General features: G+C 68.8%; 22 protein-coding genes and 1 pseudogene. 5 read left to right on the plus strand and 18 right to left on the minus strand.

Translation table 11 applies throughout. From position 1 onward, the window contains the following. Positions 1–201 precede the first annotated feature (201 nt). Positions 202–558: a hypothetical protein gene (locus tag ACG01O_RS16105; protein ID WP_394386117.1), complete on the plus strand. Its 357-nt coding sequence runs from the start codon at positions 202–204 to the stop codon at positions 556–558. A 384-nt stretch (positions 559–942) separates the two neighbouring features. Then, positions 943–2193, plus strand: coding sequence for a D-alanyl-D-alanine carboxypeptidase family protein (locus ACG01O_RS16110; RefSeq protein WP_394386118.1), 1251 nt, complete (start codon positions 943–945; stop codon positions 2191–2193). Between the two features lie 30 nt (positions 2194–2223). Here ACG01O_RS16110 and ACG01O_RS16115 read toward each other — a convergent pair whose 3' ends face one another. Next, the gene (locus ACG01O_RS16115; RefSeq protein WP_394386119.1) at positions 2224–3081 is read right to left on the minus strand and encodes a 23S rRNA (adenine(2030)-N(6))-methyltransferase RlmJ; all 858 of its coding nucleotides are present in this window, start codon (positions 3079–3081) and stop codon (positions 2224–2226) included. Positions 3082–3183: 102 nt separating this feature from the next. Here ACG01O_RS16115 and ACG01O_RS16120 point away from each other — a divergent pair, with 102 nt between their 5' ends. Further along, on the plus strand, positions 3184–4269 hold the full coding sequence (locus ACG01O_RS16120; RefSeq protein ID WP_394386120.1) for an alkene reductase: 1086 nt from the start codon (positions 3184–3186) through the stop codon (positions 4267–4269). Here the strand turns inward: ACG01O_RS16120 and ACG01O_RS16125 are convergent, their stop codons facing one another. The 4 genes from ACG01O_RS16125 to ACG01O_RS16140 form a co-directional block, all read right to left on the minus strand. Further along, the gene (locus ACG01O_RS16125; protein ID WP_394386121.1) at positions 4270–5439 is read right to left on the minus strand and encodes a right-handed parallel beta-helix repeat-containing protein; all 1170 of its coding nucleotides are present in this window, start codon (positions 5437–5439) and stop codon (positions 4270–4272) included. Then, a complete protein-coding gene (locus ACG01O_RS16130) occupies positions 5436–6002 on the minus strand; it encodes an MOSC domain-containing protein (protein ID WP_394386122.1) in 567 nt (188 codons plus the stop codon). The genes ACG01O_RS16125 and ACG01O_RS16130 overlap by 4 nt, the downstream gene beginning before the upstream one ends. A gap of 85 nt (positions 6003–6087) precedes the next feature. Then, the gene (locus ACG01O_RS16135; RefSeq protein WP_394386123.1) at positions 6088–6333 is read right to left on the minus strand and encodes a hypothetical protein; all 246 of its coding nucleotides are present in this window, start codon (positions 6331–6333) and stop codon (positions 6088–6090) included. Positions 6334–6737: 404 nt separating this feature from the next. After that, positions 6738–7736 (minus strand): cation diffusion facilitator family transporter, encoded by a 999-nt coding sequence (locus ACG01O_RS16140; RefSeq protein WP_394386124.1) that lies wholly within the window; start codon positions 7734–7736, stop codon positions 6738–6740. A gap of 381 nt (positions 7737–8117) precedes the next feature. Between ACG01O_RS16140 and ACG01O_RS16145 the strand changes: the two are divergent. Together ACG01O_RS16145 and ACG01O_RS16150 are read left to right on the plus strand one after the other, a co-directional pair. Further along, positions 8118–8357: pseudogene (locus ACG01O_RS16145) on the plus strand (NAD(P)-binding domain-containing protein); the annotation flags it as partial. 210 nt (positions 8358–8567) lie between these two features. Continuing rightward, positions 8568–9410 carry an NAD(P)-binding domain-containing protein gene (locus ACG01O_RS16150; RefSeq protein WP_394386353.1) on the plus strand — a complete coding sequence of 281 codons (843 nt, stop codon included), beginning with the start codon at positions 8568–8570 and terminating at the stop codon, positions 9408–9410. A gap of 36 nt (positions 9411–9446) precedes the next feature. On the opposite strand, the gene ACG01O_RS16155 is transcribed toward ACG01O_RS16150, so the two are convergent. The 13 genes from ACG01O_RS16155 to ACG01O_RS16215 all read right to left on the minus strand — a co-directional run bounded on the left by ACG01O_RS16155 (position 9447) and on the right by ACG01O_RS16215 (position 25189). Further along, the gene (locus ACG01O_RS16155) at positions 9447–10637 is read right to left on the minus strand and encodes a tetratricopeptide repeat protein (RefSeq protein WP_394386126.1); all 1191 of its coding nucleotides are present in this window, start codon (positions 10635–10637) and stop codon (positions 9447–9449) included. Next, complete coding sequence (locus tag ACG01O_RS16160) at positions 10627–11139, minus strand: cytochrome c-type biogenesis protein (RefSeq protein ID WP_394386128.1); 513 nt, start codon at positions 11137–11139, stop codon at positions 10627–10629. Before ACG01O_RS16160 ends, ACG01O_RS16155 begins: the two co-directional genes overlap by 11 nt. Beyond that, positions 11136–11702: a DsbE family thiol:disulfide interchange protein gene (locus ACG01O_RS16165; protein ID WP_394386130.1), complete on the minus strand. Its 567-nt coding sequence runs from the start codon at positions 11700–11702 to the stop codon at positions 11136–11138. The genes ACG01O_RS16160 and ACG01O_RS16165 overlap by 4 nt, the downstream gene beginning before the upstream one ends. Further along, positions 11699–13678: a heme lyase CcmF/NrfE family subunit gene (locus tag ACG01O_RS16170; RefSeq protein WP_394386132.1), complete on the minus strand. Its 1980-nt coding sequence runs from the start codon at positions 13676–13678 to the stop codon at positions 11699–11701. The genes ACG01O_RS16165 and ACG01O_RS16170 overlap by 4 nt, the downstream gene beginning before the upstream one ends. Further along, a complete protein-coding gene (ccmE, locus tag ACG01O_RS16175) occupies positions 13675–14109 on the minus strand; it encodes a cytochrome c maturation protein CcmE (protein ID WP_394386134.1) in 435 nt (144 codons plus the stop codon). The genes ACG01O_RS16170 and ccmE overlap by 4 nt, the downstream gene beginning before the upstream one ends. Further along, complete coding sequence (ccmD, locus tag ACG01O_RS16180) at positions 14106–14333, minus strand: heme exporter protein CcmD (protein ID WP_394386136.1); 228 nt, start codon at positions 14331–14333, stop codon at positions 14106–14108. The genes ccmE and ccmD overlap by 4 nt, the downstream gene beginning before the upstream one ends. Further along, positions 14330–15109, minus strand: coding sequence for a heme ABC transporter permease CcmC (gene ccmC / locus ACG01O_RS16185; RefSeq protein ID WP_394386138.1), 780 nt, complete (start codon positions 15107–15109; stop codon positions 14330–14332). Before ccmC ends, ccmD begins: the two co-directional genes overlap by 4 nt. Before the next feature lie 2 nt (positions 15110–15111). Further along, entirely contained in the window at positions 15112–15825 is a 714-nt protein-coding gene (ccmB, locus tag ACG01O_RS16190) for a heme exporter protein CcmB (protein WP_394386140.1), read from the minus strand. Between the two features lie 8 nt (positions 15826–15833). Further along, positions 15834–16457 carry a heme ABC exporter ATP-binding protein CcmA gene (gene ccmA, locus ACG01O_RS16195; protein WP_394386142.1) on the minus strand — a complete coding sequence of 208 codons (624 nt, stop codon included), beginning with the start codon at positions 16455–16457 and terminating at the stop codon, positions 15834–15836. Then, positions 16447–18579, minus strand: a complete 2133-nt coding sequence (locus ACG01O_RS16200; protein WP_394386144.1) for a tetratricopeptide repeat protein — start codon at positions 18577–18579, stop codon at positions 16447–16449. Before ACG01O_RS16200 ends, ccmA begins: the two co-directional genes overlap by 11 nt. A gap of 92 nt (positions 18580–18671) precedes the next feature. Next, positions 18672–22457 carry a cytochrome c3 family protein gene (locus ACG01O_RS16205; RefSeq protein ID WP_394386146.1) on the minus strand — a complete coding sequence of 1262 codons (3786 nt, stop codon included), beginning with the start codon at positions 22455–22457 and terminating at the stop codon, positions 18672–18674. After that, a complete protein-coding gene (locus tag ACG01O_RS16210; protein WP_394386148.1) occupies positions 22454–24283 on the minus strand; it encodes a cytochrome C in 1830 nt (609 codons plus the stop codon). Before ACG01O_RS16210 ends, ACG01O_RS16205 begins: the two co-directional genes overlap by 4 nt. 45 nt (positions 24284–24328) lie before the next feature. After that, complete coding sequence (locus ACG01O_RS16215; RefSeq protein ID WP_394386150.1) at positions 24329–25189, minus strand: hypothetical protein; 861 nt, start codon at positions 25187–25189, stop codon at positions 24329–24331. Positions 25190–25430: the final 241 nt, after the last annotated feature.

The raw sequence follows: 25430 nt of genomic DNA on the forward strand, positions 1-25430 counted from the left end.
CAGATTGACGTTTCGCACCATCAATCTTGGCGCCTCGACGCCGTTGGCCAGAAGGTGGGAAGTCCCTTCGTATTCGTTCAACGCGGACGCCCATGCAGGCCGTGGCTTCGCCATTTTTATGGCCTGCATTGGTACCTTGCGCACTCCGTGCTCCGGCGCCGGTTAACTAGGGCGTTAAGCCGCGCACGATCTCACTGAGCAATGCACCATAAAGAAAGACCCCCGGCTGAAGAAAAGCAGCGAGGCAACGGGCGCTGGTTCGCAGCCTCTTTGCTATTTTTTGGGCTGACCGTGATTGCACTCTTTCTTCTTTGGAATGCCGGGCCGTTCGTCTCGAAATTCCCCTCCCCAGAGATGCAGGCGAAGCGCTGGCACCTACCTGACTGGCTTTGGCTTTCGTCTTTTGCAACCGTCTTACTCGCAACTCCAAGCGCTCTGATTTGTGCCGCAGTCGGCCTTGCAAAAGCGAAGCAGCGCCGACTGCAATGGCAAATGATCGTCACCCTGGTGGTCGTGTCGGCTCTATTGGCAATCGCTGCGCGCGTGGTTGCCTCGTAGGCTTACATCGTTTTAGCGCGGCTCAGCCACTCCACGAGCCGCCCGCAACATCGAACCATGAGCGGCAGCCTCCAAACGCCAAGTTCGGATCAGCTGGCGACCAGAATCGCCCCCCAGCGGCGGGCCACCCACGGCCACAAACGCTTGCCACGTGGATGCCCTGGAGCGGCAATTCCGCGCCCCACACGCCCTGACATCTTTTCGCTGTTGTCACCCACAGCTTCGGGCCTCTGTGCCCTCACACCCCGACAATCGCGCCTGTGACGCCACGGGCATGACGCCGACCCGGCGTTGTGACGACCCTCTCTGGTGGGTCGCCCGCCGCCCGGCTCCCCCATTGCGCGCCTCGCTGCCGCCCTGTTGAAACCGCACCTCCCGCTGATGATGTCCCGCCTCCCCACCGCCTCCCTGCTGTCCGCCGCGCTTGCCGGCGCCTTGATCACCGCGGCCCCCACCGCCGCCCTCAGCGCCCCGCACGGCAAGGCGCGCGCCGCCGCGCACAAGCCGGCCAAGGCCGCCGCCCCGGCCGAGCAAGCGATGACGACCGATGCCAACGGCCAGTCGGTGCCGGTGCTGGCCAACAAGGCCTGGGTGCTGATGAACTACAACACTGGCCAGGTGCTGGCCGCGTCCAACGCGGACGAGCCGCTGCCGCCCGCGTCGCTCACCAAGATGATGACCAGCTACCTGGTCGAGCAGGGGCTCAAGAACGGCAAGGTCAAGCCCACCGACCCCGTCACCATGAGCGAGAGCGCCTGGTGCCGGGGCGGCAAGGGCGGTGACAGCTGCATGTTCGTGCCGCTGAACGCGCAAGCCTCGGTGATGGACATGCTGCGCGGCGTGGTGATTGCCAGCGGCAACGACGCCTCCAAGGCGCTGGCCGAGCACCTGGGCGGCTCGGAGGCCGGCTTCGTGGCGATGATGAACGCCGAGGCCAAGAAGCTGGGCATGAGCAAGACCCAGTTCGCCAACGCGGCCGGCCTGCCCGACCCGAACAACAAGGCCTCCGCCCGCGACCTGGCCGTGCTGGCCGCCGCCATCATCCGCAACAGCGCCGAGTACTACCCCATCTACGCCGAGCGCGAGTTCACCTACAACGGCATCAAGCAAGGCAACCGCAACGCCCTGCTGTACACCGACCCCACGGTGGACGGCCTCAAGACCGGCCACACCGACGAAGCCGGCTACTGCCTGACCGCCTCCGCCAAGCGCAACGGCATGCGGCTGATCTCGGTGATCATGAACGCCGACAGCAAGCAGGCCCGCGCCGACCAGACCCGCGTGCTCTTCAACTGGGGCTACGCCAACTTCGAGGAAGCCACGCCCGCCCAGGCCGGCGCCACGCTGGGCAGCGCCAAGGTCACCTACGGCGTGGTGCCCACGGTGAACGCCGGCATCGCCCAGCCCTGGACGCTGGTGGTGCCCAAGGGCCAGGCCGCCGGGGTGCAAACCGCCGTCACGCTGAACCCCGCGCTCGAAGCACCCATCGCCAAGGGCGCCGTCATCGGCAAGATCGTGGCCACGGCCAACGGCAAGCCGCTGGGCGAAGCGCCGGTGGTGGCCCTGGCCGACGTGGAACGCGCCGGCTTCTTCGAGCGCCTGCGCCAGCGCGTGGTGGGCTGGTTCTCGAAGTAAGCGCGGAGACGGGTTCCCCCGCCAAAGGCGTCACGACGCCTTTTGTTCCAGCACGAAGTTCGCGCCGTCGTACTGCCCCAGCTGCTCCACCAGCAGCGGCAGGCATTCGGCCAGTTCGTCGTGCAGCGTGAAGGGCGGGTTGGCGATGAACATGCCGCTGCCCATCATGCCGAAGCCACGCTCGTCGGCCTGCGCCACGGTCAGGCGGGCGTGCAGCCAGCCTTTCTTGGCGGCCGCGTCGGCGCTGGCCTTCAGGCGCTGGGCGAGCTGGGTGCTTTCCAGCAGCTGCAGCTGCGGGTACCAGACCATGACGACCGTGTCGGGCGCGCGCTCCAGGGCTTCGCGCACGGCAGTCAGCACCTTGGCGTAGTCGGTCTTGATCTCGTAGGGCGGGTCCATCAGCAGCGCGGCGCGGCGCGTGGACGACGGCAGCTCGGCCTTGATGGCGGCAAAGCCGTCGCGGTCGCTGACCTGGGTGTTGGGCCGGGCTTCCAGGTAGCTGGCCAGGATGCGGTGGTCGGTGGGGTGCAGCTCGTACACGCGCAGCCGGTCGGTGTCGCGCAGCACAAAGTTGGCGATCGCCGGAGAACCCGGGTACTGGCGCAGCTGGCCGTCGGGGTTGAAGTCACGCACCAGCTGCACGTAGTCGGCCAGCGGCGCGGGCAGCGTGTCGACCTCGTCGTACAGCTTGGCAATGCCGGTGGCGTACTCGGCGTTCTTCTGCGCGTAGCGGCCCTCCACCGAGTAGCCGCCGGCACCGGCGTGGGTGTCGATGAGGGTGTAGGGCTTGTCCTTCTCGCCCATGTAGCGCAGCACGCGGGTCAGCACCAGGTGCTTGAGGACATCGGCATGGTTGCCGGCATGGAAGGCGTGGCGGTAGGCGAGCATGGGGGGATTGTCGCTAACACACCCGCCATCAACCCCGGGTGGCCGGGGGCAGCCTGCAGCGGCTAGCCTTGCGGCCTTCGTTTTTGGCCCCATTTGCCCGCCATGCCTACCTTGTTCGACCCCGTTCGCCTTGGCGACATCACGCTCGCCAACCGCCTCGTCATGGCCCCGCTCACGCGCAACCGCGCGCCGAACCAGACGCCCACCGACCTGCAGGTGGAGTACTACCGCCAGCGCGCCAGCGCCGGCCTGCTGATCACCGAAGCCGCGCAGATCCGCCCCGACGGCCAGGGCTACTTCGACACGCCGGGCATCCACACGCCCGAGCAGATTGCGGCCTGGAAGCGCGTGACCGACGCGGTGCACGCCGAGGGCGGCAAGATCGTCATCCAGCTGTGGCACGTGGGCCGCATCTCGGTGAACCGGCTGCAGCCGGGCGGGCAGCCGCCGGTGTCGTCCACCGCGCGTGCCGCCAAGACGCGCACCTACGCCGCCCACGGCGAGCTGGTGCCCACCGACACGCCCCGCGCGCTGCGCACCGACGAAATCCCGCAGCTGGTGGCCGACTACGCCCAGGCCGCGCGCAACGCCATCGAGGCGGGCTTTGATGGCGTGGAGGTGCACAGCGCCAACGGCTACCTGCTGGAGCAGTTCCTGCGCGACAGCACGAATGACCGCACCGATGCCTACGGCGGCTCCATCGAGAACCGCGCGCGCCTGCTGATCGAGGTGATGACGGCGGTGGCCGAGGCCATCGGCCCGGGCCGCACCGGGCTGCGCCTGAGCCCGGTCACGCCGGCCAACGACATCGGTCAGGACAGCGACCCGCAAGCCCTGTTCAACCACGTGGCCGACCGCCTGAACCCGCTGAAGCTGGCCTTCCTGGAGGTGGTGGAAGGCGCCACCGGCGGCCCGCGCGACAACGCCGCGTTCGACTACGCCGAGCTGCGCCGCCGTTTTGGCGGCCCGTTCCTGGTGAACAACGGCTACGACCGCACCATGGCGCTGGACGCCATCGCCCGCGGTTGGGCCGACGCGGTGGCCATCGGCCGGCCGTTCATCAGCAACCCCGACCTGCTGGAACGCATCCGCGACAACCTGGCCTGGGCCGCGCCCCAGAAGGAAACGTTCTACGGCGGGGGGGCTGCGGGCTACACCGACTACCCCAGCCTGCGCTCGGCGGGCTGATCAGGCCTGGAACGCCCCGGGGCTGCGTGCCCCGGCGGCCGGCAAGGCCACCGTGCCGCGCGGGTGGCGGTACTCCCGCGTGGGGCTGAGCGCCAGGCCACCGCCCGTCCGCTGCCCGTCGCCGAGCGGCTGCGCCTGCCCGCGCAGGGCCGAGTCGGGCCGCAGGCGGTAGTCGTCGCGCGCGGCGCGCACGAACTCGCTCCAGTCGGCACTCTGGTTGCCGCGCCGCGTCCAGTGGCCCTCGGCCGCCAGCTTGGGCGTGCCCACGCACAGGTTGTTGGCCAGCACCACCTCGGTCTGCGGCGGCGCCACGCGCAGCCAGATGCCGCCGCTGGGCAGCGCGTCCACCAGCGTGTTGTGCACGAGGTACAGCGCCTGCTGCGCCCAGGTGGCGCCTTCCGCGCCGAACGAAATGAGGTGCGGGTTCTCGCTGGTGGAGCTTTGGCCGATGAGGTTGCCCATCACCACCGCCACGCCACCGTTCGGAAACTCCAGCTCGTAACTCGCCCGGCCGCCGATTTCGTCGGTCAGCCGGTTGTAGAGGATGTGGTTCAGCGCCGCGCGGCTTTTCAGCAGGTGGCCGTGCAGGCCGTGGTGAAAGTAGCTGCCCGACACCGCCAGGCGTGCGATGGCGCCCACGTAGAGGTTGTGCGTCTTGCCCTCGCGGGGGGCGATGGGGCCGAAGTCGCAGTCCACCACGTCCAGCTCGATGCTGGCGTCGTTGGCGGTGAGCACGCCGTTTTCGTTGTCGCGGAACCCGCAGTCCACCAGGGTCAGCGAGCCCGCCTCCAGCCGCACGCCAGCGCCGTTGCGGTCGGGCACGGTGCAGCCGATGAAGTCGAACCCCTCGATGCGCTGGCGCGCGCCGCGCATCACGAACAGCCCCTTGCCCTGCGCGTGCGCGCCCGCCGCCAGCAGCCGCACCCGGCCGCCCACGGCACGCAGGGTGAGATCGGCCTGGGGCCACACGGCCACGTCGGCCACGTAGTCGCCCGCGTCCACGGCCACCACGGTGCCCGGTTGGGCCTGGCGCGCGGCGGCCGCCAGCGTCTTGACGGCCCGCGTGGGGCCCACGGCCAGCACGGGGCGCGGGCGCGGTGCAGCCGGCTGCGCCACGCCCCCCAGCGGCAGCCCCACGGCCGCGGCCAGCAGCGCGCGGCGCAGGGTCACGCCTTGGCCTTCATCTTGGCTTTGAACAGCTCCACGATGCCCACCTCGCGCGGGCCCGGCACCAGCTCGAAAGTCTGGCCCGCCGCGATGCTGCCCTCGCGCTTCACCGCCAGGTACACGCCGCAGTAGCCGCTTTGCGCCATCAGCTTGGCCGCCTGGTTGAAGCCCATGTGGGCGTTGAACTTGAAGCAGGGGTAGCGGGGCTCTGACACCACCAGCTCGCAGTCCGGAAAGCGCAGCACATCGCCGATCCAGAGCTGGGTTTCCAGCAGGCCGGTCAGGGTGAGGTTCTCGCCGAAGTCGCCCGGCTGCAGGGGCAGGTTCACCTTGGCCTGGGCGCGCATGGTCTGCCACACGGCGTAGTGCTCCTGCGGGTAGGCGTACACCGCCTTGGCCAGCCCGCCGTGCACGGTGAGGTCGGCCTGCTCGTCGCCTTCCAGGCCCAGCGGCTTCACCGCCACGGGGCCGGTGCGCGGCCGCTTGCGGATGGCCGAGGTGACGGTCTGGCCATCGGTGGCCACGAACTGCTCGACGCAGGCGGTGTTGACGCTGTGGACTTGCATGGGGCGGGATTGTCCGGGAGCGCGCCCATCCCACCCCGAGCCACTGTCGAAGTTCTCTGAATCCTGAACCGGCCGGCGTGGGAATTCAATGGGTTGCCGCATCTCGGCTCCGGCGATTCTGGACGGCCTGCTCGCTGAGTTCTGAACTTTTCAGGTTTGCGTTCATTGAGTTCTGAACTTTTCTTAACCGTCCGAGCTGACCGTTGAGATCAAGCGTCAGAAGCGCATGACTGTTGCCGACGACGCCAAAGTGAGCCACCGCGCCGACCTTCGACTGCGCCGCTTGTTCAGTCCCAGTGACCAGCAGGCATGGAGGTCGGAGGAAAGCCAACGTGACTCACTAGATCGTCGGCACAAGACCCAAAAGCGGCTCAATTCGGCTGCGGTCCCGACAGTGTTCATCTCCGCTTCAGGCGGGAGGCGCAGGATGCCGACACCCCCCCAGGAGGCGCGAATGGATGCAAGGCAGCGAATCGCAATGAGACGACTGGTCCAGGTGACTATTGAGCAGTTGGCAAGTGGCGAGTTGAGTGCGGACGTCGCAGCGCGCGCACTCTACGGAGCGGGCGTGCCGTTCAACGTGATTGGCCGCGTGACCGCATTGCCATCAGGTACAGCAGGCGCAGCGGGAGACGTCTCGACAAAGCATGTCCGTTTGCCCCTCAAGGCAGCCTGAACAAGAAGCGGTGCGGAGGATCTGCTCGCCAGGGCGCAACTGCTGGGCGTTCAGATCAGCTACACGCGTCGAACCGCATTCGGCTGCATCTCAATCCCGGAGTCAGTGGAGGCGGCAGTCTTGTGATGGTCAGCATCGGGTCGTTGCCACGGGTCTACATGAGTCATCAGGTTCAGCACGCGATGTCGCTGCATGACTCGACGCCTCGCCTCCACCGCGATGTCGTGACCAGCTTCGACGGTGAGTGTGGCATCCACTTCGATGTGAGCATCGACCACCACCATGTCGCCCATCTTGCGGGTTCGGATGTCATGCACACCCTGGATGCCGGGGGTCTCCGCCAGCGTCTGACGGATTGCTGCAACTTCTTCCTCGTCAATCGCGCGGTCCATCAGGTCGTGCAGTGCGTCCCAGCCGAACTCCCAGCCCATCTTGGTGACCATGAAGCCGACGATAGCCGCAGCGATGGGGTCGAGGATGGGATAGCCCGCGAGGTTGCCGACGATGCCCAGACCCACAACGAGAGAGGATGCGGCGTCGGAACGCGCATGCCACGCATTGGCGACCAGCATGCTGGACTTCACCCGCTTGGCCACGGTCAGCATGTAGCGAAATAGCAGTTCCTTGGCAGCCAGAGCGCTAAGGGCTACCCAGAGGGCGGCCAGGTGGACCTGAGGAATGACCTCGGGTTGTTCCAGTTTGAGAGCAGCGGACCACAGCATGCCAAGCCCCACGCTCAACAGCAGCAGGCCAAGTACCAACGAAGCAGCCGTTTCGTAGCGATGGTGGCCATATGGATGGTCTTCGTCGGCGTCTTTCTGACTGTGATGGCTTGCGAACAGCACGACGAAGTCAGCCACCAGGTCGGACAGGGAATGCACGCCGTCGGCAATCAGGCCCTGGGATTTGGTCAGCACGCCAGCCACGATCTGAAGCGTCGTCAACGTCAAATTGACGATGACGCTGACCCAGGTGCTGCGGGAGGCCGCAGCGGCCCGTTCTGCGGCCGAGTGGTCCGAGGCTTCAGAGTCCTCTTCTGGCAGTGGAGTGGTTTTCACACAAGCAGGTCGGCTGGTTGACTCGCATCAGGATAAGCAATCGACCTGAACAGTGGATGAACGAGACGGGCAAACGGAATGCTGGGTTCGGTGGATCTAGCGAAGGTCGTCGTTCAGCTTGCATTCAGCCTTCCGTTGCACAGTCAAATCGGTTCTCCTAGGGACCCCTGCTTCTTCCTCCCTGAGCAGGCGATCTCGTGACAGCGAGAGCGTTCAGCCCCGGCCTCGCGCCGGGGCCTTTCTTGGTGGCGTTCGATTTCGGGAATTGCCGAAAAGCCTTTGAAACGGCACGCCGGTCGGCAGCCACTGATCTTGAGCGCGTTCAGGTTTGCTTCAGCCTGACCTTGCAGACTGCGTAACCGCTGTCCGCACGCTTGGTCGATGTCAAACCTGCTGCCCTATCTGGCGCTCGCTGTGTTGGCGATTGCGCTGCATCTTGTTTTCAGGCGTCGCCGGGAGCGCAAGGGCGCTGCCGTAAAGGCAGAAGTGTTGGCGGCTGGACTCAACGAGCCGGCATCCCTTCACCCGTTCGTAGACCCGGTCCGCTGCATCGGATCCGGCAGTTGCGCCCAAACCTGTCCGGAGGGAGCGCTGGGTATCGTCGGAGGCAAGGCCGAATTGATCAACGCGGCGGCCTGCATCGGGCACGGAGCGTGTGCTGCGGCTTGCCCTGTGGAGGCCATTCAGCTGGTTTTCGGCACGGCTCGGCGTGGCGTAGACATACCGCGGGTCGACCCGCATTTCGAATCCAACGTGCCCGGCCTGTTCATTGCCGGGGAACTGGGTGGCATGGGTTTGATCCGCAAGGCGGCAAGTCAGGGCGTTCAAGCCATGGACAGCATTCGGCGGCGCGGGCGGGCGCCGGCTGGTGTGTACGACGTGATCATCGTCGGCGCCGGGCCGGCGGGCTTGGGGGCGGCGTTGTCAGCCCAGGCGCATGGGCTGCGTTACCTCGTGCTGGAGCAGGAAGATTCGTTGGGCGGCTCGGTGTACCACTACCCGCGGGCCAAGATCGCCATGACCGCGCCAGTCACCTTGCCGCTCGTGGGCCAGGTGCGCATGTCCGAGGTGTCCAAGGAAAAGCTGCTGGCGTTCTGGCAAGACGTGGTGCAGCAGCACGGTCTGCAGCTGAGCTTCAAGGATGCGATGCAACGCGTCGAGCCGGAGGGCACGGGCTTCGTGGTGCATGCCACGCGAGGCACCTACCGCGCGCAGTCGGTGCTGTTGGCCATCGGCCGGCGGGGCAGCCCCCGCAAGCTCGGGTGCCCGGGTGAGGAACTGCCCAATGTGGTGTACCGGCTGATCGACGCCGAACAGTACCGGGGCCGCCGCGTGTTGGTGGTGGGCGGGGGCGACAGCGCGCTGGAGGCCGCGGTTCAGCTGTCCGAACAGCCGGGCACGCCGGTGCGCCTGGCCTATCGCAGCGCGGCGTTCAATCGGGTGAAGGGCAAGAACCGGCAGGCGCTGGAGGCGGCGGTGGCTGCCGGGCGCATCCAGTTGCACTTGAGCACCGAAGTGGCAAGCATCGAGCTTGCCCAGGTCACGTTGAGCAGCGAGGGGCACCTCGACACGGTGCCCAATGACGACGTCATCGTCTGCGCCGGGGGCGTCCTGCCCACGCCCTTGCTGCAGGCCATGGGCATCGCGTTCGACACCAAACACGGCACGGCCTGAGCGGCCGCAGTGCGGCGGGCTCAGGGCCTCACAGCGTCACCGCACCCGCGCACCGATCACCACGTCCAGGTCACTGCGGCCCAGGGCCACGGCAGCGCTGGCGCCTTCCAAGTCGCCGGGCTGCGGTTGCGCTTGGCCTGACCGGCTGACCCGAGCCGTCACCACCACCTGCTGGGCGCTGGACAGTTTCGCGGCCGGATTCATGGCCTGGCTGTCGTCCAGTTCGAACCGCAACGGCAGGTCGCGCACGCGGCGTTGTATCAAGGCCAGCGGCATGCGCGGCCCCTCGGCGGCGCGGGCGAACACGAACACGGTGTCGTCCGGCTTGGCCTCGCGCACCAACTCGGGCGCCAGGCGCACCATGCCGCCCACCTTGGCTTGGGGCACGCTCGGCGCTGCGGGGGCGGCAACCGGCGCCGGGCTGGCGCCCGAGGCCTGCCGCGCATCGGCCAGCCCACTGCGGGCTTGCTCCACGAGGCCGCTGCCTGCGGGGCCGGCGGCCACCACCTGTTCCCAGTAGCGGATTGCCGCTGGCATGTCCTGCCGGTTGTAGGCCTCGGTGCCGGCCAACAGCAAGGCCTTGGGCTGGCGCGGGTCCAGGGCCAGCGCCTTCTTCACCCAGGTCAGGGGCTCCCCCGTCAGCTGTCGGCCTTGCTTGAGCGCCAACGCGTCGGCGTAGTCGGCCATCAGCTCGGCGTCCTTTGGGGCGAGTTTGAGTGCCTGGGCGTACGCCGGAAGCGAGGCATCGACCTGCCCCAGCGTGGTGTACGAGCGCGCCAGCATCGCCCAGCCCTCGCCATCGTCGGGCTTGGCCTTGAGCCGCTCTGCCAGCGCCTGCACCATGCCCACCATGGCGTCGTTGCCCAGCGCATGCGGGGCCGAGGCGCCGGCGGCGGGCGAGGGGGGCGTGAGGCCACCCGAAGTGGCGGCCCACCCGGCCGGTGCCGCGGCGCCCTGGCGCGGGCTGCCTTTCCAGGCATAGCCGGTACCGCCCACCATCACGGCCAAGGCAGCCACGGCGGCGGCCTGGCGTGTGGCCCAGCGCGCACGGGGGGCGGCAGCCGGGCCCGGCGCTGCGCCCGGGGCGTCGGTCGCCAGAGCCAACATCAGAGCCGCGTCCAAGCGACGGCGCGCCTCGGCGTACAGGTCCGACGGCAGGCCACCCTGGGCGCGGGCAAGTTCGATGTGCTCGATTTGAGCGAGCACGCGTTGCAGTTCAGCGGACATGGCGGTTCTCGGCAAAGTCAGGGGTGTCAGGGTCCGGCTCGAACGCGTCGTCGCCCCAGCGCTGGCGACGGCGCAGATGCAGGCCCAAGGCCGCAAGGCCGCCCACCAGCAGCACGCCGGGCGCAGCCCATAGCAGCACGGTGCGTGCTTGCAGTGGCGGGCGGTAGCGCACGAAGTCGCCGTAGCGGTCGGTCATGTAGCGCAGCACCTCGTCCTCGCGGGCGCCCTGGCGCAGCATGTCGCGCACCTGGTTGCGCAGGTCCACGGCCAGCGCGGCGTGAGAGTCCGCCACGGTCTGGTTCTGGCAGACAAGGCAGCGCAACTCGGCGCTCAGCGCCAGCACGCGCGCTTCAAGGGCCGGATCGTCGGCGGTGGGTTGCGCCTCCCGCACTGGAGCGGTGCCTTGGGCGTCGGCTTGCAGCACCAGGCACGTCAGGGCCACCAGCCCGATGGCCACGGTGCGCAGCCACGCGGGCAAGCGCTCGAACGCGGGCTTGCTCATGGTGCGGCTCCTGTCGCTTCGGTGGCCAGGCGCGCCAGCAGCGGCTCGATCCGCTCCTTGAGCACCTGCGCGGTGAGCGGCCCGATGTGCTTGTGGCGCACCACGCCGCGGGCGTCGATCACGAAAGTCTCGGGTACGCCGTACACGCCCCAGTCCAGTCCGGCGCGGCCCAGTTCGTCAAACGCCGAGGCCACGTAGGGGTTGCCCAGGCGCCGCAGCCAGTCCTGCCCCTGCGGGCGGGTGTCCTTGTAGTCGAGCCCGTACACCGGAACCGACTGCCGACGAGCGAACGCGACCAGTTCCGGGTGCTCTTCGCGGCAGGCGCCGCACCAGCTGGCCCACACGTTCAGCAGCCACACCCGGCCCTTGAGCGCTTCACCCGACACCTGCGCGCCGGGGTTGTCCAGTTGCGGGAGCATCAAAGGCGGCGCGGGCTTGCCGATGAGCGGGCTGGGCACCTCGCGGGGATCGCGGTTCAGGCCCACGGCCAGCACGGCGACCAGGCTCCCGAACGCGGCCAGCGGCAGTAGCACGGGCCACAGGCGTCGAGGGGTGGCGCTCATGCGAGGCCCTCCTGAAGGTGAGATGGGGCGGGCGCGGCTTGCGGCGCCGTCCTTTGGCGGCGGTACCGCACGTCGCTGGCAGCCAAGGCGCCGCCCAGGGCCATCAGCAGGCAGCCGCCCCAGATCCAGTCGACAAACGGCTTAACGTAGGCGCGCAGCGTCCAGCCGCCATCGGGCATGGGCTCACCCAGGGCCACGTACAGGTCCCGCGTCAGGCCGGTGTCGATGGCTGCCTCCGTCATCGGGTTTTGCTGCACGCGGTACACGCGTTTTTCGGGCGTCAGGAAGGCGACCGGGTCGCCACCTCGGGTCACGCTGACGCCGGCCTGCACGGCTTGGTAGTTCGGGCCGGTCACGTCGCGGGTGCCGTCAAAGCGGAACTGGTAGCCGGCCAACGTGACCGTCTCGCCAGCGTGCATGCGTACGTCCTTCTCCACTTCGTAGCCCTTCACCAGCGTCACGCCGATGACGAATACCGCCACCCCGGCATGGGCCAGCGACATGCCCCAGCGGGCGCGCCCGAGCTGGCGCAGGTGCGTGGTCAGGCGCGCCAGGCCGCCGTGCGCAGGCCAGAGGTCGGCCCCCAGGTTGAGCAGGATCCAGAAGGCCACGGCCAAGCCGGCCGCGCTGGCCCAGCCGATGCGGCCGGCGGCGCCACTGGCCAGCAGGCCGGCAGCCACCGCCACAACCGAGGCCCAGCGCAGGCGCCGAAGCAGCGGAGCTGCATCGGTCTGCTTCCAGCGGGCCAGCGGCCCCAGCGCCATCAGGAACAGGATGGGGGCCATGAGCGGCGCGAACACCGCCTCGAAGTACGGCACGCCCACCGAGATCTTGCCCAGTCCCAGCGCGTCAAGCACCAGCGGGTACAGCGTGCCCAGCAGCACAGCGCCCGCCGCTGCGAGCAGCACCACGTTGTTCACCAGCAGCAGGGTCTCGCGCGAGAGCATCGCGAAGCGCGCCCCCAGGCCCACCTTGCCGGCCCGCCAGGCGTACAACCCGAGCGCACCGCCCACGGTGATGCCCAGCAGCGCCAGGATGAACAGGCCGCGCTTGGGGTCGGACGCGAACGCGTGCACGGAACTCAACACGCCCGAGCGAACCAGGAAGGTGCCCAGCAGCGACAGCGAGAACGCGAGGATGGCCATGAGCACCGTCCACGACTTGAAGGCGCCGCGCTTTTCCGTCACGGCGAGCGAGTGCATGAGCGCCGTGCCCACCAGCCAGGGCATGAACGACGCGTTCTCCACCGGGTCCCAGAACCACCAGCCGCCCCAGCCCAGCTCGTAATACGCCCAGCCGCTGCCCAAGGCGATGCCCAGCGTCAGAAACACCCAGGCGGCGGTGGTCCAGGGGCGGGTCCAGCGGGCCCATTGCGCGTCCAGCTCGCCGCTGAGCAGGGCGGCGATGGCGAACGCGAACGCCACCGAGAAGCCGACGTAGCCCATGTACAGCATGGGCGGGTGGATGACCATGCCGGGGTCTTGCAGCAGCGGGTTCAAGTCCCGCCCATCCGGCGGCACCGGCCACAGGCGTTCAAAGGGGTTGGACGTCAGCAGCATGAAAAGCAGGAAGCCCAGCGCCACCCAGGCCAGTACCGTCAACAGCCGCACCACCAGCGGCTCGGGCAGCCGGCCGCTGGCCTGCGAGACGGCCACCGTCCAGACCTGCAGCATCAGCAGCCACAGCAGCAGCGAGCCCTCATGCCCGCCCCACACGCCCGCCACCTTGTAGGCCAACGGGAGGGCGGTGTTGCTGTGGTCGGCCACGTACAGCACCGAAAAGTCGTCCTGCACGAAGCACAGGGTCAGGCATGCGAAGGCCACCACCACCAGCGCCGCAGTGGCGTGGGCGGTGGGGCGGGTGAGGGCCAGCCAAGCGTCGCGCTGCCCATGCAGGGCCCACAGCGGCATGACCGACTGCACGAGGCAGGTGCCCAGCGCCAGCCACAGGGCCAGGTGTCCGAGTTCTGCCGTCATGTGCGGCCTCCGCGCGCGGCCGAAGCGGCCTTCATGGCGGCCGCTGCTTCGGGCGGCATGTAGTTCTCATCGTGCTTGGCGAGCACCTCCTGGGCGATGAACTCGCCGTTGACGAGGCGACCCTGGGCCACGACACCTTTGCCCTCCTTGAACAGGTCGGGCAGCATGCCTTCGTAGGCCACGGTCATCGTGCGGGCGGTGTCGGTGACCCGGAAGCTCACCTTCACGCCGTCTCGCTGCACGCTGCCAGCTTCCACCATGCCCCCTACGCGGAACACGCGGCCCGACGGGGCTTCGCCTGCGCTCACCTGGGTGGGCGTGTAGAAGAACACCAGGTTGCTGTTGAAGGCCCGCAGCACGAGGGCGGTCACCACGCCCAGCGTGACGAGTGCGCCAGCGGCGGCCGCCAGCTTCCAGTGGCGCGGCTTCATGGCAGGTCTCCCGGCGGGCGCGTGTCGCCCCAGGCGCTGGCGCCATCGGCACCCCACTGCGTGGCACGCCACTGGTGGCGGGCGTCGCGGCGCGCGCGGGCTTTGCGGCGGCACACCCACCAAGGTTCGAACAGCAGCGCCGCCGCCATCACGGCGTAGGCGGGCCACACGTAAATGCCGTAACCCTGAAGGGCCAGCGCCTCGCTCAGCGCAGTGAAGCTCATCGAATGGTCTCCGAATCCAGGAACTCAGCCACCCATTGGTGGTCGGCGTCACGTTCGATCGCGGCCGCTATGGCCCGCGCAAACACCGTGGCAAAGGCATAGGCCCAGCAGGCCAGCGTCATCAGCAGCATGGCCGTCAACATCGTGGAGGCCATCTTGGGCGCGGCGGTCAGGCTGACGGAGGCGCCCTGGTGCAGCGTGTTCCACCACTTCACGGAGAAATAAATGATGGGCACGTTGACCACGCCCACCAGCGCCAGCAGGGCCGAGGCCGCATCCGCGCGACGGGGGTCTTCAAGGCTGGCCGATAGGGCCATGAAGCCGCCGTACAGAAACAGCAGGATGAGTTCGCTCGTCAGCCGCGCGTCCCACACCCACCAGGTGCCCCAGGTGGGCTTGCCCCAGCAGGCCCCCGTCCACAAGGCCAGCGCCGTGAACAGGGCACCCGTGGGGGCAATGGCTTGCGCCAGCACCGAGGCCATGCGCACCTTCCACGCCCAGCCGAGCACTGCCCAGAAGGCCATGGCGACGTACAGCACCATGGACAGCCAGGCCGCTGGCACATGGATGTAGATGATGCGGTAGGCCTCGCCCTGGGTGGCGTCTGTCGGTGCCACGACGAACCCGACATAGAGCGCAGCCACCGCCAGCAGCGCGCTGAGCGTCCACAAGGCGGGCACGGCGGGCGACATGACGCGGCAGAACAGCGCCGGCGAGGCCAGCGAGAACGCGCGCCAACGGGAGGCCGGGAGGGGAAGGCTGGAGGTGGAAGGCATGGTCACTCACACGCCAGGCGCAGCGCCTTGGCAATCAGGAAAGGGGCGAGCCAGGCCATCACCAGCAATTGGGCGGCAATGAGCCCGAGTGGCGCCCACGGTGATTGGCCGGCCATCGTGGCCTGCACGGCGCTGGTGCCGAACACCAGCACGGGGACCGCCAGTGGCAGCACGATCAGAAGAATCAGTGCCGCGGCCTGGCGCAGCCCGACGGTGAGCGCGGCGCCCACGGCCCCGAGCAGGCTGAGCACGGGCGTGCCCAGCAACAAGCTGGCGAGCAGGCTCAGCAGGGCGTCGCCGTCCAGCCCGTACAGCACCCCCAGCAGGGGGGCGGCCAGCACCAGGGGGGCTCCGGCCCAGCACCAGTGGCCCGCCACTTTCACCAGCCCCAGTAACCACAGTGGCGCAGCCCCGAGGCACATCTGGTCCAGGCTGCCGTCGGACTGGTCTTGGGCGAACAGCCCGGGCAAGGGCAACAGCGCTGCCAACAGCGCTGCCGACCAGATCAGGCCTGGGGCGACCTGGCGCATCAGGCCCGGGTCGGGGTTCAGCCCCAAGGGCTGCAGGGCACCACTGACCAGAAAGAAGCCCAGCGGCAACAGGGCCTCGCCTTTGCGGCGTTGCGCAGTTCTCCAGTCGCGGCGCCAAACCGCTCGCGTGGCGCGCAGAACACCGCTCACTGGCGGTGCCGCCGGCGGCGCGGGGGTGTCGGTCATCACGTGGCTCATGCCGTGCCCTTGGCATCCAGCCACAGCGTTTGCACGCCCTGGAGTTCGCCGGGCAGGCCCTGGTGGCTGCTCAGAATCCAGCCTCCACGCCGCACCTGGTGGCGCATCAACGCCACGGTCAGCAGCGCCTGGCCCTCGTCGTCCAATGCATCGAACGGTTCATCCAGCAGCCACAGATGGCGGCCTGCGGCGAGGTCCAGGCGTGCCAGGCTCACGCGGCGGCGCAGGCCTTGGGAGAGCCGGCGGGCGGGTTGGTCGCGGCGCTCCCACAGCTGCCAGCGCACCAGGGCGCCCTGCACGCCGCGCGGGCGGGTGTCCAGTGCGCCCAGCTCGGCCAGGCATTCGAGGTTTTCCGCCACGCTCAGCTCGTCTTTGATTGCCAGCGTGTGGCCCACGTACAGCCACTGGGCGCGGTCATGCCGTGTCAGCGTGCCGCCCGCGGGTGCACTCAAGCCAGCCAGCGTGCGCAGCAGGGTGGTTTTGCCCGAGCCGTTGCGCCCGCGCAGCCACAGCCCCGCGCCGCGCGCCAGCGACAGCTGCGGCAGCGTCAGCACGCGGCGCCCGCCACGGTCACAGCTGAGGCTGTGGGCCTGGATCAGGCAGTCGCGATCAGAGGTCATAGCGCAGCCCGGCGTAGTAGAAGGTGCGGTGCGAACTTTCGTTGCGCGTGGCGCTCTTGGCGTTGCTGAACTCCATGCTCAATTCGGACTCGGCCACCCAGCGCGTCATGAGTCGCTTGCTGGCGCGCAGGCCCGGCGCCCAGCGCCGCGTGCGCAGCCCGCTGTCTTCCGTTTGCTGGTACAGGCGCAGCGAAGGCTCCAGCAGCCAGCCCTCACCCACGGCGGAGGCGTTGTTGTAGGAGAGCAGTTCGCCGTGGTAGGTCGGCCCGCGCAGCAGCGTCAGCAGCACGACGTGGGTGTCGCGGGCCGAGTAGAGGTTGGTGCCGATCAGCTGCGCTCCCATGCTCCAGACGTTTCCGGTGCCGGGTTGACCGTTGGGCAGGATGTCGGCCACCGGGGGCAAGGCGCCCACATTGGTCAGGCGCACATCGGCACCGGCTTGCCAGTGCGGCGTGATCGGCCGGCTCACGCTCACCATGGCTTGTGTGCTGAAGGCGGTGGTGCCGCGCACCTGCTGGCGCAGCATCGGCAGGCTTTGGGTCAGCAGCAGCTCGTACAGCGTGCGGGCCTGCACCTGGGCCACCGGGTTCTGGAAGAACAGGGCGTTGCCCAGCATCAGCATGGGCGTGGCGCGCCGGTCGTACAGGACGTTGACGATGGTGTTGTCCGCGCCCTGCCAGGTCGACTGCGTGGAGACGATGTTCCAGCCTTTGAGCTGGGGGTCGTAGTCCAGCGAGCCCAGGGCGGTGAACGGGCCGGCGAGCATGCGCAGCTCAGCGCCCACGCCACGGCGGTCGGACTGGCCGTCCACGGTCTGCTGGATCCAGTACAGGCTGCCGCCGAAGCCCTTGGCGATTTCATCGGCATCGAGCGACACGCCCCAGAACCGGCGTTTGGTGTCCAGCAAGGGGTCGGTCGGGGCGCCGGCCACGGCGTTCACGCGCCAGCGGGGCGCGAAGCGGTAGCCCGCCTGCACGCCGTCGAAGCGGCCCATCACGCCGCCACCGGTGGGCGATTGCCGCCCCAGCCGCAGTTGCGCGCCGGGGGCGGTGAGCTTGTAGTCCACGTACAGCGCGGTGAGCTTGTTGCGGTTTTTTTCGGGCCGCATCAGGTCGTTGGTCTTGGTGTCGCGCAGCACGAGGCGCAGGTCGCTGTCGGCATCACGGCGGCGCCAGTTCACGTCCACGCTGCTCAGCAGCTGGCGCTGGTCGGTGCCGGAGAGCGTGGCGTCGTTGACGAGCTGCGGCAGGCCGCCCAGTGGCGAGTCCTGGAACTCTTGCGTGCGCACCTTGGACTGACCGCCGTAGTACATGACGGCCAACGAGCCGGCCAACGTGGTGGTGGCCGCCGCCCGGGCTGGGTCGCGGCCGGCCTGGATGGCTGCCTCCACCACCGAGGGTGCGGGCGGCGCCAGGGTCAGCAGGGCCTCGCGGGCGCGGGCGGCGCCGGGGCCTTGGGGGTAGAGCACCAGGTAGCGTTCGTAGTCGGCCCGGGCCCCGTCGGGGTCGCCCTGGCGCCAGCGGGCTGTCGCGCGCAGCTCCAGCGCGTCGATGCGACCTTCGTGGGGCGGCAGGGCCAGCACCTCGTCCAGCCGCTCCAGCGCCTGGCCGTGTTCGCCTTGGTCGATGAGTTGGCGGGCGGCCGCCAGTGCGGTGCGTGAGCGCTCCCGCTCGGCGTCGGTCAAGGGGCGGGCCGCGGGCTCGGCGGCCACCGGTGCTGGCAATGGGTTCGGTGCCGCCGGGGTCAAGGCCGCGGCCTGGTTGGCCAGCACCAGTTCGATGCTGCGGTTGTTCTGACCCGGTCGGGCGGTGAATTGGGTGGCCGCGCCAAACCGCAACACCAGCTTGCGGCTGCGCTCCGTGGTGCCCGCGGCTTCGTCGGTCAGCAGCACCAGGAAGCCCCCCTGCGCCAGCGGCACGCGGCGCTCGCTCGTGACGAGGTTGGGGGCGTCGCCTGTGGCCAGCACGTCGTAGTACACCTGGGCGAGATCGCCGCTGCGGGCCGAGACGGTGCGCACCAGTTGCACCGGCGCCGCAAAGCGCACGGTCACCACCGCGTTGGCGCCTTCGCGGCGGGCTTCCACGTCGTCGAGCACCTGGGCGTGGGCTGGAGCCTGGGCCACGCCAAGAAGGACAGCCAGTGTGAACGCAGGCAGTGCCCGGTTTTGGCGGCGCGTGGGGGCCCCTGGCCCCGGGCGATGAAGATGCATGCTGGTCAGTCCCATTTCGTGTACGGCGTGCCCTTGTTGCCCAGCGGCCGGTGGCAGCCGGAGGTCGAGCAATCGGTGGGCACCGGGGTCTTGGTGCGGTGGGTCAGCGACATGCGCTCCATGGACCCGAGGTAGTTGGTGCCCGAGGCGTGGCAGGCCTTGCACCAGCCGGCGCCACTGCCCTGGCTGCCGTTGTGGTTCATCTTTTGAACCCAGCTGGTCACGCTCGTGTGGCAGGCGTTGCACTCCATCGCCGCGCCATTGAGCAGCTGCGCCTCAGGAATGTGATTCGCCGGCTTGGCGGTGGCGCCCTGCGAGGTGAAGCTGCCGTTGTGGCAGGTCTTGCATTGCCCCGTGACGGTGACGTTGGCGTGGAAGCGACCGCCGGCCCAGGAGGCATATCCGGCCTTGTGGCAGCTGTCGCAGTTGGCGATGACGACGCCCGTGAGCGTTTGGTACGGGATGTGACCCGCGGGGCGTCCGTCAGCCGGTGGGTAGGCGCCGCTGTGGCACGTGCCGCACTGACCCACCACGGGCAACTGCGTGTGGTTCCACTTGGTAGGTTTCCATCCGGTGGTGTTGTGGCAGCTGATGCAGTTGGTGGTGCCCACCGGCATGTGCGCAGCCGGCTTGCCGGTGGCGGTGCTGCCGTTGTGGCAGCTGGCGCAGTTGGTGGCCACGGTGAAGGTGCTGTGGTCCACCTTCGCGCCGGTCCAGGTGGCGGTGCTCTTGTGGCAGCTTTCGCAGACCGTTTGCCCAATGTGCAGCGCGTTGGTTGGCCGCACGGCCAGGTGGCAGGACGAGCAACTGGTGGTGACCGTCACGCTGGCGTGCAGCTTGGCGGGGGTCCAGGCCGCGTAGCCGGCCTTGTGGCAGCTGTCGCAGTTGGCGGCGGCCAGCGTGGGCACCAATTGGTAGGGCGTGTGGCTGGCCGACTTGCCATCCGCCGGCGGGTAAGCGCCGTTGTGGCAGCTGGCGCATTGGTTGGCCACGGGCAGCTGGGTGTGGTTCCACTTGGTGGGCTTCCAGCCCGTTGTGACGTGGCAGCTGATGCAGTTGGTGGCGCCCACGGGGATGTGGGCCGCCGGCTTGCCGGTGGCAGCGCTGCCGTTATGACAGCTGCTGCAGTTGGTGGCCACGGTGAAGGTGCTGTGGTCCACCTTGGCGCCCGTCCAGGTGGTGGTGCTGCGGTGGCAGTTCTCGCAGACCGTTTGGCCCGCGTGAACGGCCGTGTTGGGCTTGGTGGCCGCATGGCAGCTGGCACAGCTGTTGACCACCGTGACACTGGCGTGCAGCTTGGCCGGCGTCCACGAGGTGAAGCCCGCCTTGTGGCAGCTGTCGCAGTTGGCGGTGGCCAGCGTGCTCACCAGCTGATACGGCGTGTGATTGGCTGACTTGCCGTCGGCCGGCGGGAAGGCGCCGCTGTGGCAGGAGGCGCATTGGCCCGTCACCGGCAGTTGCGTGTGGTTCCACTTGGTGGGCTTCCAGCCGGTGGTGGCGTGGCAGCTGATGCAGTTGGTGGCGCCCACCGGAATGTGCGCGGCCGGCTTGCCGGTCGCGGCGCTGCCGTTGTGGCAGCTGCTGCAGTTGGTGGCCACGGTGAAGGCACTGTGGTCCACCTTGGCCCCCGTCCAGGCGGTGGTGCTCTTGTGGCAGTTTTCGCAGGTGGTCTGGCCGGCGTGAACGGCCGTATTGGGCTTGATGGCCGCATGGCAGCTGGCGCAGCTGTTGACCACCGTGACGCTGGCGTGCAGCTTGGCCGGCGTCCACGAGGTGAAGCCCGCCTTGTGGCAGCTGTCGCAGTTGGCGGTGGCCAGCGTGCTCACCAGCTGATACGGCGTGTGATTGGCTGACTTGCCGTCGGCCGGCGGGAAGGCGCCGCTGTGGCAGGAGGCGCATTGGCCCGTCACCGGCAGTTGCGTGTGGTTCCACTTGGTGGGCTTCCAGCCGGTGGTGGCGTGGCAGCTGATGCAGTTGGTGGCGCCCACCGGAATGTGCGCGGCCGGCTTGCCGGTCGCGGCGCTGCCGTTGTGGCAGCTGCTGCAGTTGGTGGCCGCAGTGAAGCCGGAGTGATCCACCTTGGCGGCGTTCCAGCTGGAGGTGCTCTTGTGGCAGTTTTCGCAGACGGTTTGGCCCGCATGGACCGCCGTGTTGGGCTTGATGGCCGCGTGACAGGTGGCACAGCTGCCGGTGACATTCACGCTGGCGTGCAGCTTGGCAGGGGCCCAGGCCGTGAAGCCGGCCTTGTGGCAGCTGTCGCAGTTGGCGCTGGCCAGCGTGCTCACTAGCTGATACGGCGTGTGGTTGCCCGACTTGCCGTCCGCTGGCGGGAAGGCACCACTGTGGCAGCTGGAGCATTGCCCGGTCACGGGCAGTTGCGTGTGGTTCCACTTGGTGGGCTTCCAGCCGGTGGTGGCGTGGCAGCTGATGCAGTTGGCGGCGGCCACCGGAATGTGCGCGGCCGGCTTGCCGGTGGCGGCGCTGCCGTTGTGGCAGCTGGTGCAGTTGGTGGCGGCGGTGAAGCTGCTGTGATCCACCTTGGCGCCGGCCCAGGCGGTGGTGCTCTTGTGGCAGCTTTCGCAGACGGTTTGGCCCGCGTGGACGGTCGTGTTGGGCTTGGCGCCGGCGTGGCACGTGGCGCAGCTGCCCGTGACGTTGACGCTGGCGTGCAGCTTGGCCGGCGCCCAGGCGGTGAAGCCGGCCTTGTGGCAGCTGTCGCAGCCAAGCGATGCGAGGGCCGAAACACTGGTGTAGGGCGTGTGGTTCGCAGGTTTGCCGTCCGCTGGCGGGAAGGCACCACTGTGACAGCTGGCGCATTGCCCGGTCACGGGCAGCTGCGTGTGGTTCCACTTGGTGGGCTTCCAGCCGGTGGTGGCGTGGCAAGTGACGCAGTTCGTTGCGGCGACGGGGATGTGGGCCGAGGGCTTGCCCGTGGCGCTGCTGCCGTTGTGGCAACTGGTGCAGTTGGTGGCGGCCGTGAAGCTGCTGTGATCGACCTTGGCCCCGGACCAGGCCGTGGTGCTCTTGTGGCAGGTCTCGCAGGTGGTTTGGCCCGCGTGAACGGCCGTGTTGGGTTTGTTGGCGGCGTGGCAGGTGGCGCAGCTGTCGGTCACCGTGGCGCTGGCATGCAGCTTGGCCGGTGTCCAGGCGGTGAAGCCGGCTTTGTGGCAGCTGTCGCAGGTCAGGTTGGCCAGCGAAGCCACCCCCGTGAACGGCGTGTGGTTGGCGGACTTGCCAGTGGCCTTCACGCCGTTGTGGCAGCTGGCGCAGCTGCCGGGGGCCACGCCCGCGTGGTTGAAGCCGGTGGCCGGTTTCCAGGCGGAGGTGCGGTGGCAGCTGTCGCAGGCGGCCGTGGTGGGCAGGTGGTCGGCTGGTTTGCCGGTGCTCACGACGCCGTTGTGGCAGGTGGCGCAACTGCCGGCAGCAATGCCCTTGTGGTCCATGCGCGCACCGGCGAAGCTGCGGGTGCCGTGGCAGCTGTCGCAGGTCTGGGTGGTTGGGATGTGGGTGGCGGGCTTGACGACGTTGGTCTTGGCCAGGCGGGCGCCTGAGGTGTGGCACGACTCGCAATCCCGCGGCGTGCCTTTGAACACGCCCGCCTGGTGGCAGGTTTCGCAGCGCTGGTTCTGGTGCGAGCCGGTCAGGGCGAAGCCCGTCTTCAGGTGGTCGAACTCCACGCCGCCGGTGGCGGCCCGCGCCGGGCTGGCGATTCGCAGACCCACCACCAGCGCGGCCAGCAGCAGCAACGCGGTCAAGCAGACCCGCAGGAGACGTCCAGGGTGTCGCGTCATGACGGAGCTCCTGCAGGGCGCGGGTTGCGCCGCGCGTCGAGGTCACGCCAGCCGCTGGGCTGGTGGCATTGATCACAGCGAAGGCCGAAGCTCCGCTCATGCACGTCGTCGCGGGCGTGGCAGCTGACGCAATCGGTCGTCAGGGGCGCAGCGCGCTTGCCCGTCGGCGCGGGCTGGGTGTGGCAGCTTTCGCAGCGGGCGCCCATGTGGCGCCCGACCAGCGGGTAGCGGGTTTCGCGGTCGTGGTCGAAGCGCCAGGCCTTCCAGGTTCGGGTGCCGTGGCAAGACTCGCAGGCCGTGCCCAGCCGAGCCTTGTGCTGGTCGTCTTTGGCGTGGCAGCCGATGCAGGTGCGAGGCGCATCGCGGAAGCGCGGCGTGGCGTGGCAGGCCTTGCACGCGGTGGTTTGGTGCGCGCCGGTCAGCGCAAAGCGGGCGCGGCCGTGGTCGTAGCGCGGCACCTTCCAACTCGCCTCGCCGTGGCACGACTGGCACCGCTCGCCCAGCTGCGCGTCGTGCTTGTCGTCCTTGCGATGGCAGTCCATGCAGGCGGTCGGAGTGCCGCGGTAACTCCGCAGATCGCGGTGGCAGCTGTCGCACTTGAGCGTGGCCAGCGCGTGCGCGCCCCGCAGCGGGAATTTGGTTTGCGCATGGTCGAACCGACGGGCGCTCCAGTCGGTCTCGATGTGGCAGTCGGCGCAGCGTTCACCCAGGGTTGCCTGATGCTTGTCATCCTTCTTGTGGCAGCCGATGCAGGTGCTGGGCGCCTCGCGGTAGACGAGGCTCTGGTGACAGTCCTTGCACACCGCGCGGGTGTGCCGCCCCAGCAGCGGGAAGGCCGTGCGGTCGTGATCAAAGCGCCGCACCTCGCGCCAGCCACGCTCGGTGTGGCAGCTGCTGCACTCGCTGCCCAGGGTGGTCTTGTGCTTGTCGTCCTTGCGGTGGCAGCTGACGCAGGCGGTCTCCAGCTTGTCGCGGTACAGGTGGCCGGTGTGGCAGCTGCTGCACTTCACCTCGCGGTGCTTGTCGCGCAAGGGGTAGCGGGTGTCCACGTCGTGGCGGAAGCTGATGTCGCGCCAGCGCTTCTCGCTGTGGCAGCTCTCGCACTTCTCGCCGAATTGCGCCTTGTGCTTGTCGTCCTTGCGGTGGCAGCCGATGCAGTCGCGCGGCGTGTCCTTGTATTCGCGGGTGCGGTGGCAGCTGTCGCACTTGACCGCGTCATGCGCGCCGAGCAAGGCGAACCGGGTGGTGCTGTGGTCGAACCGCGTGTCCCGCCAGCTGCGCTCATCGTGGCAGCTGTCGCACTTGGCGCCGAGGGACGCCTTGTGTACGTCATCCTTGCGGTGACAACTGTTGCAGTCGTGGGCGGCCGCGCTGTATTTGCGGCCGGGAGCATGGCACTTGGCGCAGTCGGTGTCGCGGTGCTTGCCGCGCAGCACGTAGTCGGTCTGCGCGTGGTCGAACGTTTTGGTGTCCAGCGGGGCGATCTTCATGTCACGCCCCTTGTGTTCGGTGTGGCACGAGCGGCAGCTCTGCCCCGGCTTCATGCGCCCGTGCAGGCCGGTGTGGCCCGCCAGGTCGCGCCCGATGTCCTTGTGGCAGTCGGCGCACAGCCGGTCTTGATCCTTGCGGTCGAACGGCGTGTGGCAGCTGCGGCAGGCGTCGTCCCATTTGGCGTGGGCCTGTGTCAGCACCCCCGGTGACAAGGCCGACTCCATAGAGCCCGCCGCCCAGACCGTGGGCGCCCAGCCCAGCAGCAGGGCCACCAGCCACAGGCACCACGCGCACAGGCGCGTCACCCGACACGGAGGATGAGGCGGGCGCGTCATGGGCGGCATTCGCGGGGAGGTGTTCGTGCTGCACGGTCCATGGCCTCAATAGACGTGGACCGCCACGATGTGCACCACGGCGCAGACCACCATCAGGTACACGAAGGGCACGTGCAGCACATGCCACAGCTCGAACAGCCGCGTGGCGCGGCCGAACTGCGCCACCCGCAGGGCGCCGGCGTAGGCGTCGCGCAGGTCCGCCAGCGTGTGGGTGCGGTCGCCTGCGCGCGTGAGGGCGCGCAGGGCCTTGCGCACCTCGCGCAGTTCCCGGTGCTGGCGCCAGGGCAGCACCACAAATGCCGTGAAATGTCCCCGCAGGTCGTGGCCCGGACGGGCGGCCAGGTCACGCGCGTCGGTCACGAACCGATGCAGGGGCGCGGTCACCGTGGGTGTGTCTCCCCAGACCGAGTCGCCCCGCGCTTCGGCCAGGCCCAGGCCTTGGAGCAGGCGGCCGAGTTCTTCACGCTCCCCATGCAGGCCGCGGTGCGTCAGCAGGTAGAGGAACCGGCCCACCACCCCGCTGCCGGCCACGATGAGCATGCTCCACAAGGCCACCCCGGCGTTCAGTGAGCCGATGCGAAAGCCCGAATGCAGCAGGATCAGCACCGGCCCGGCCACGCCCAGCACCATGTGCACGACGAACCAGGGTTTGGCGGACCCGAGCTGTTGCAGCGCGCGCACGCGCTTGCGAAGCGGGTACGCGAACAGTAACAACATGGCCACACCGCCAGCGATGCCGAGCGCATAGCCCAGGTCGTCGGTCGCCTGCAGGCCCGCAACCTGCACCACGACCCAGGCCGCGGCCACGGTCATCCCGATGGCGGCGCTGATCCAGGCTTCGCCCCTCGCGCGCAGGCTTCGCCGGGTGGTGCGACCGAGGGAGGCAGTGGAGGGCGTGGTGATCATTTCCGGCATGTCCACAGACTCTCAGGAACCAGAAATGGCCACATGAAGCACGTAAGGGAATGTTGCTGATGGGTTGGTTTCATGTGAACGATGGCGCCCCAGCCTGAAGGGCGCCTGAAGTCGGGGTCAGCGCAGAGGCAGGGTTTCCAGTCGGCGAAGCGTTGCCACGCAAGTTCACCTGGGCTTCAGCCTCGGCCCCCAAGCTCGCCGCCCTATGCCGATGAGCTCAAGGAACTGTTTG

It is taken from the genome of Pelomonas baiyunensis (genome assembly GCF_043555935.1).
GTDB classification, from domain to species: domain Bacteria; phylum Pseudomonadota; class Gammaproteobacteria; order Burkholderiales; family Burkholderiaceae_C; genus Pelomonas; species Pelomonas baiyunensis.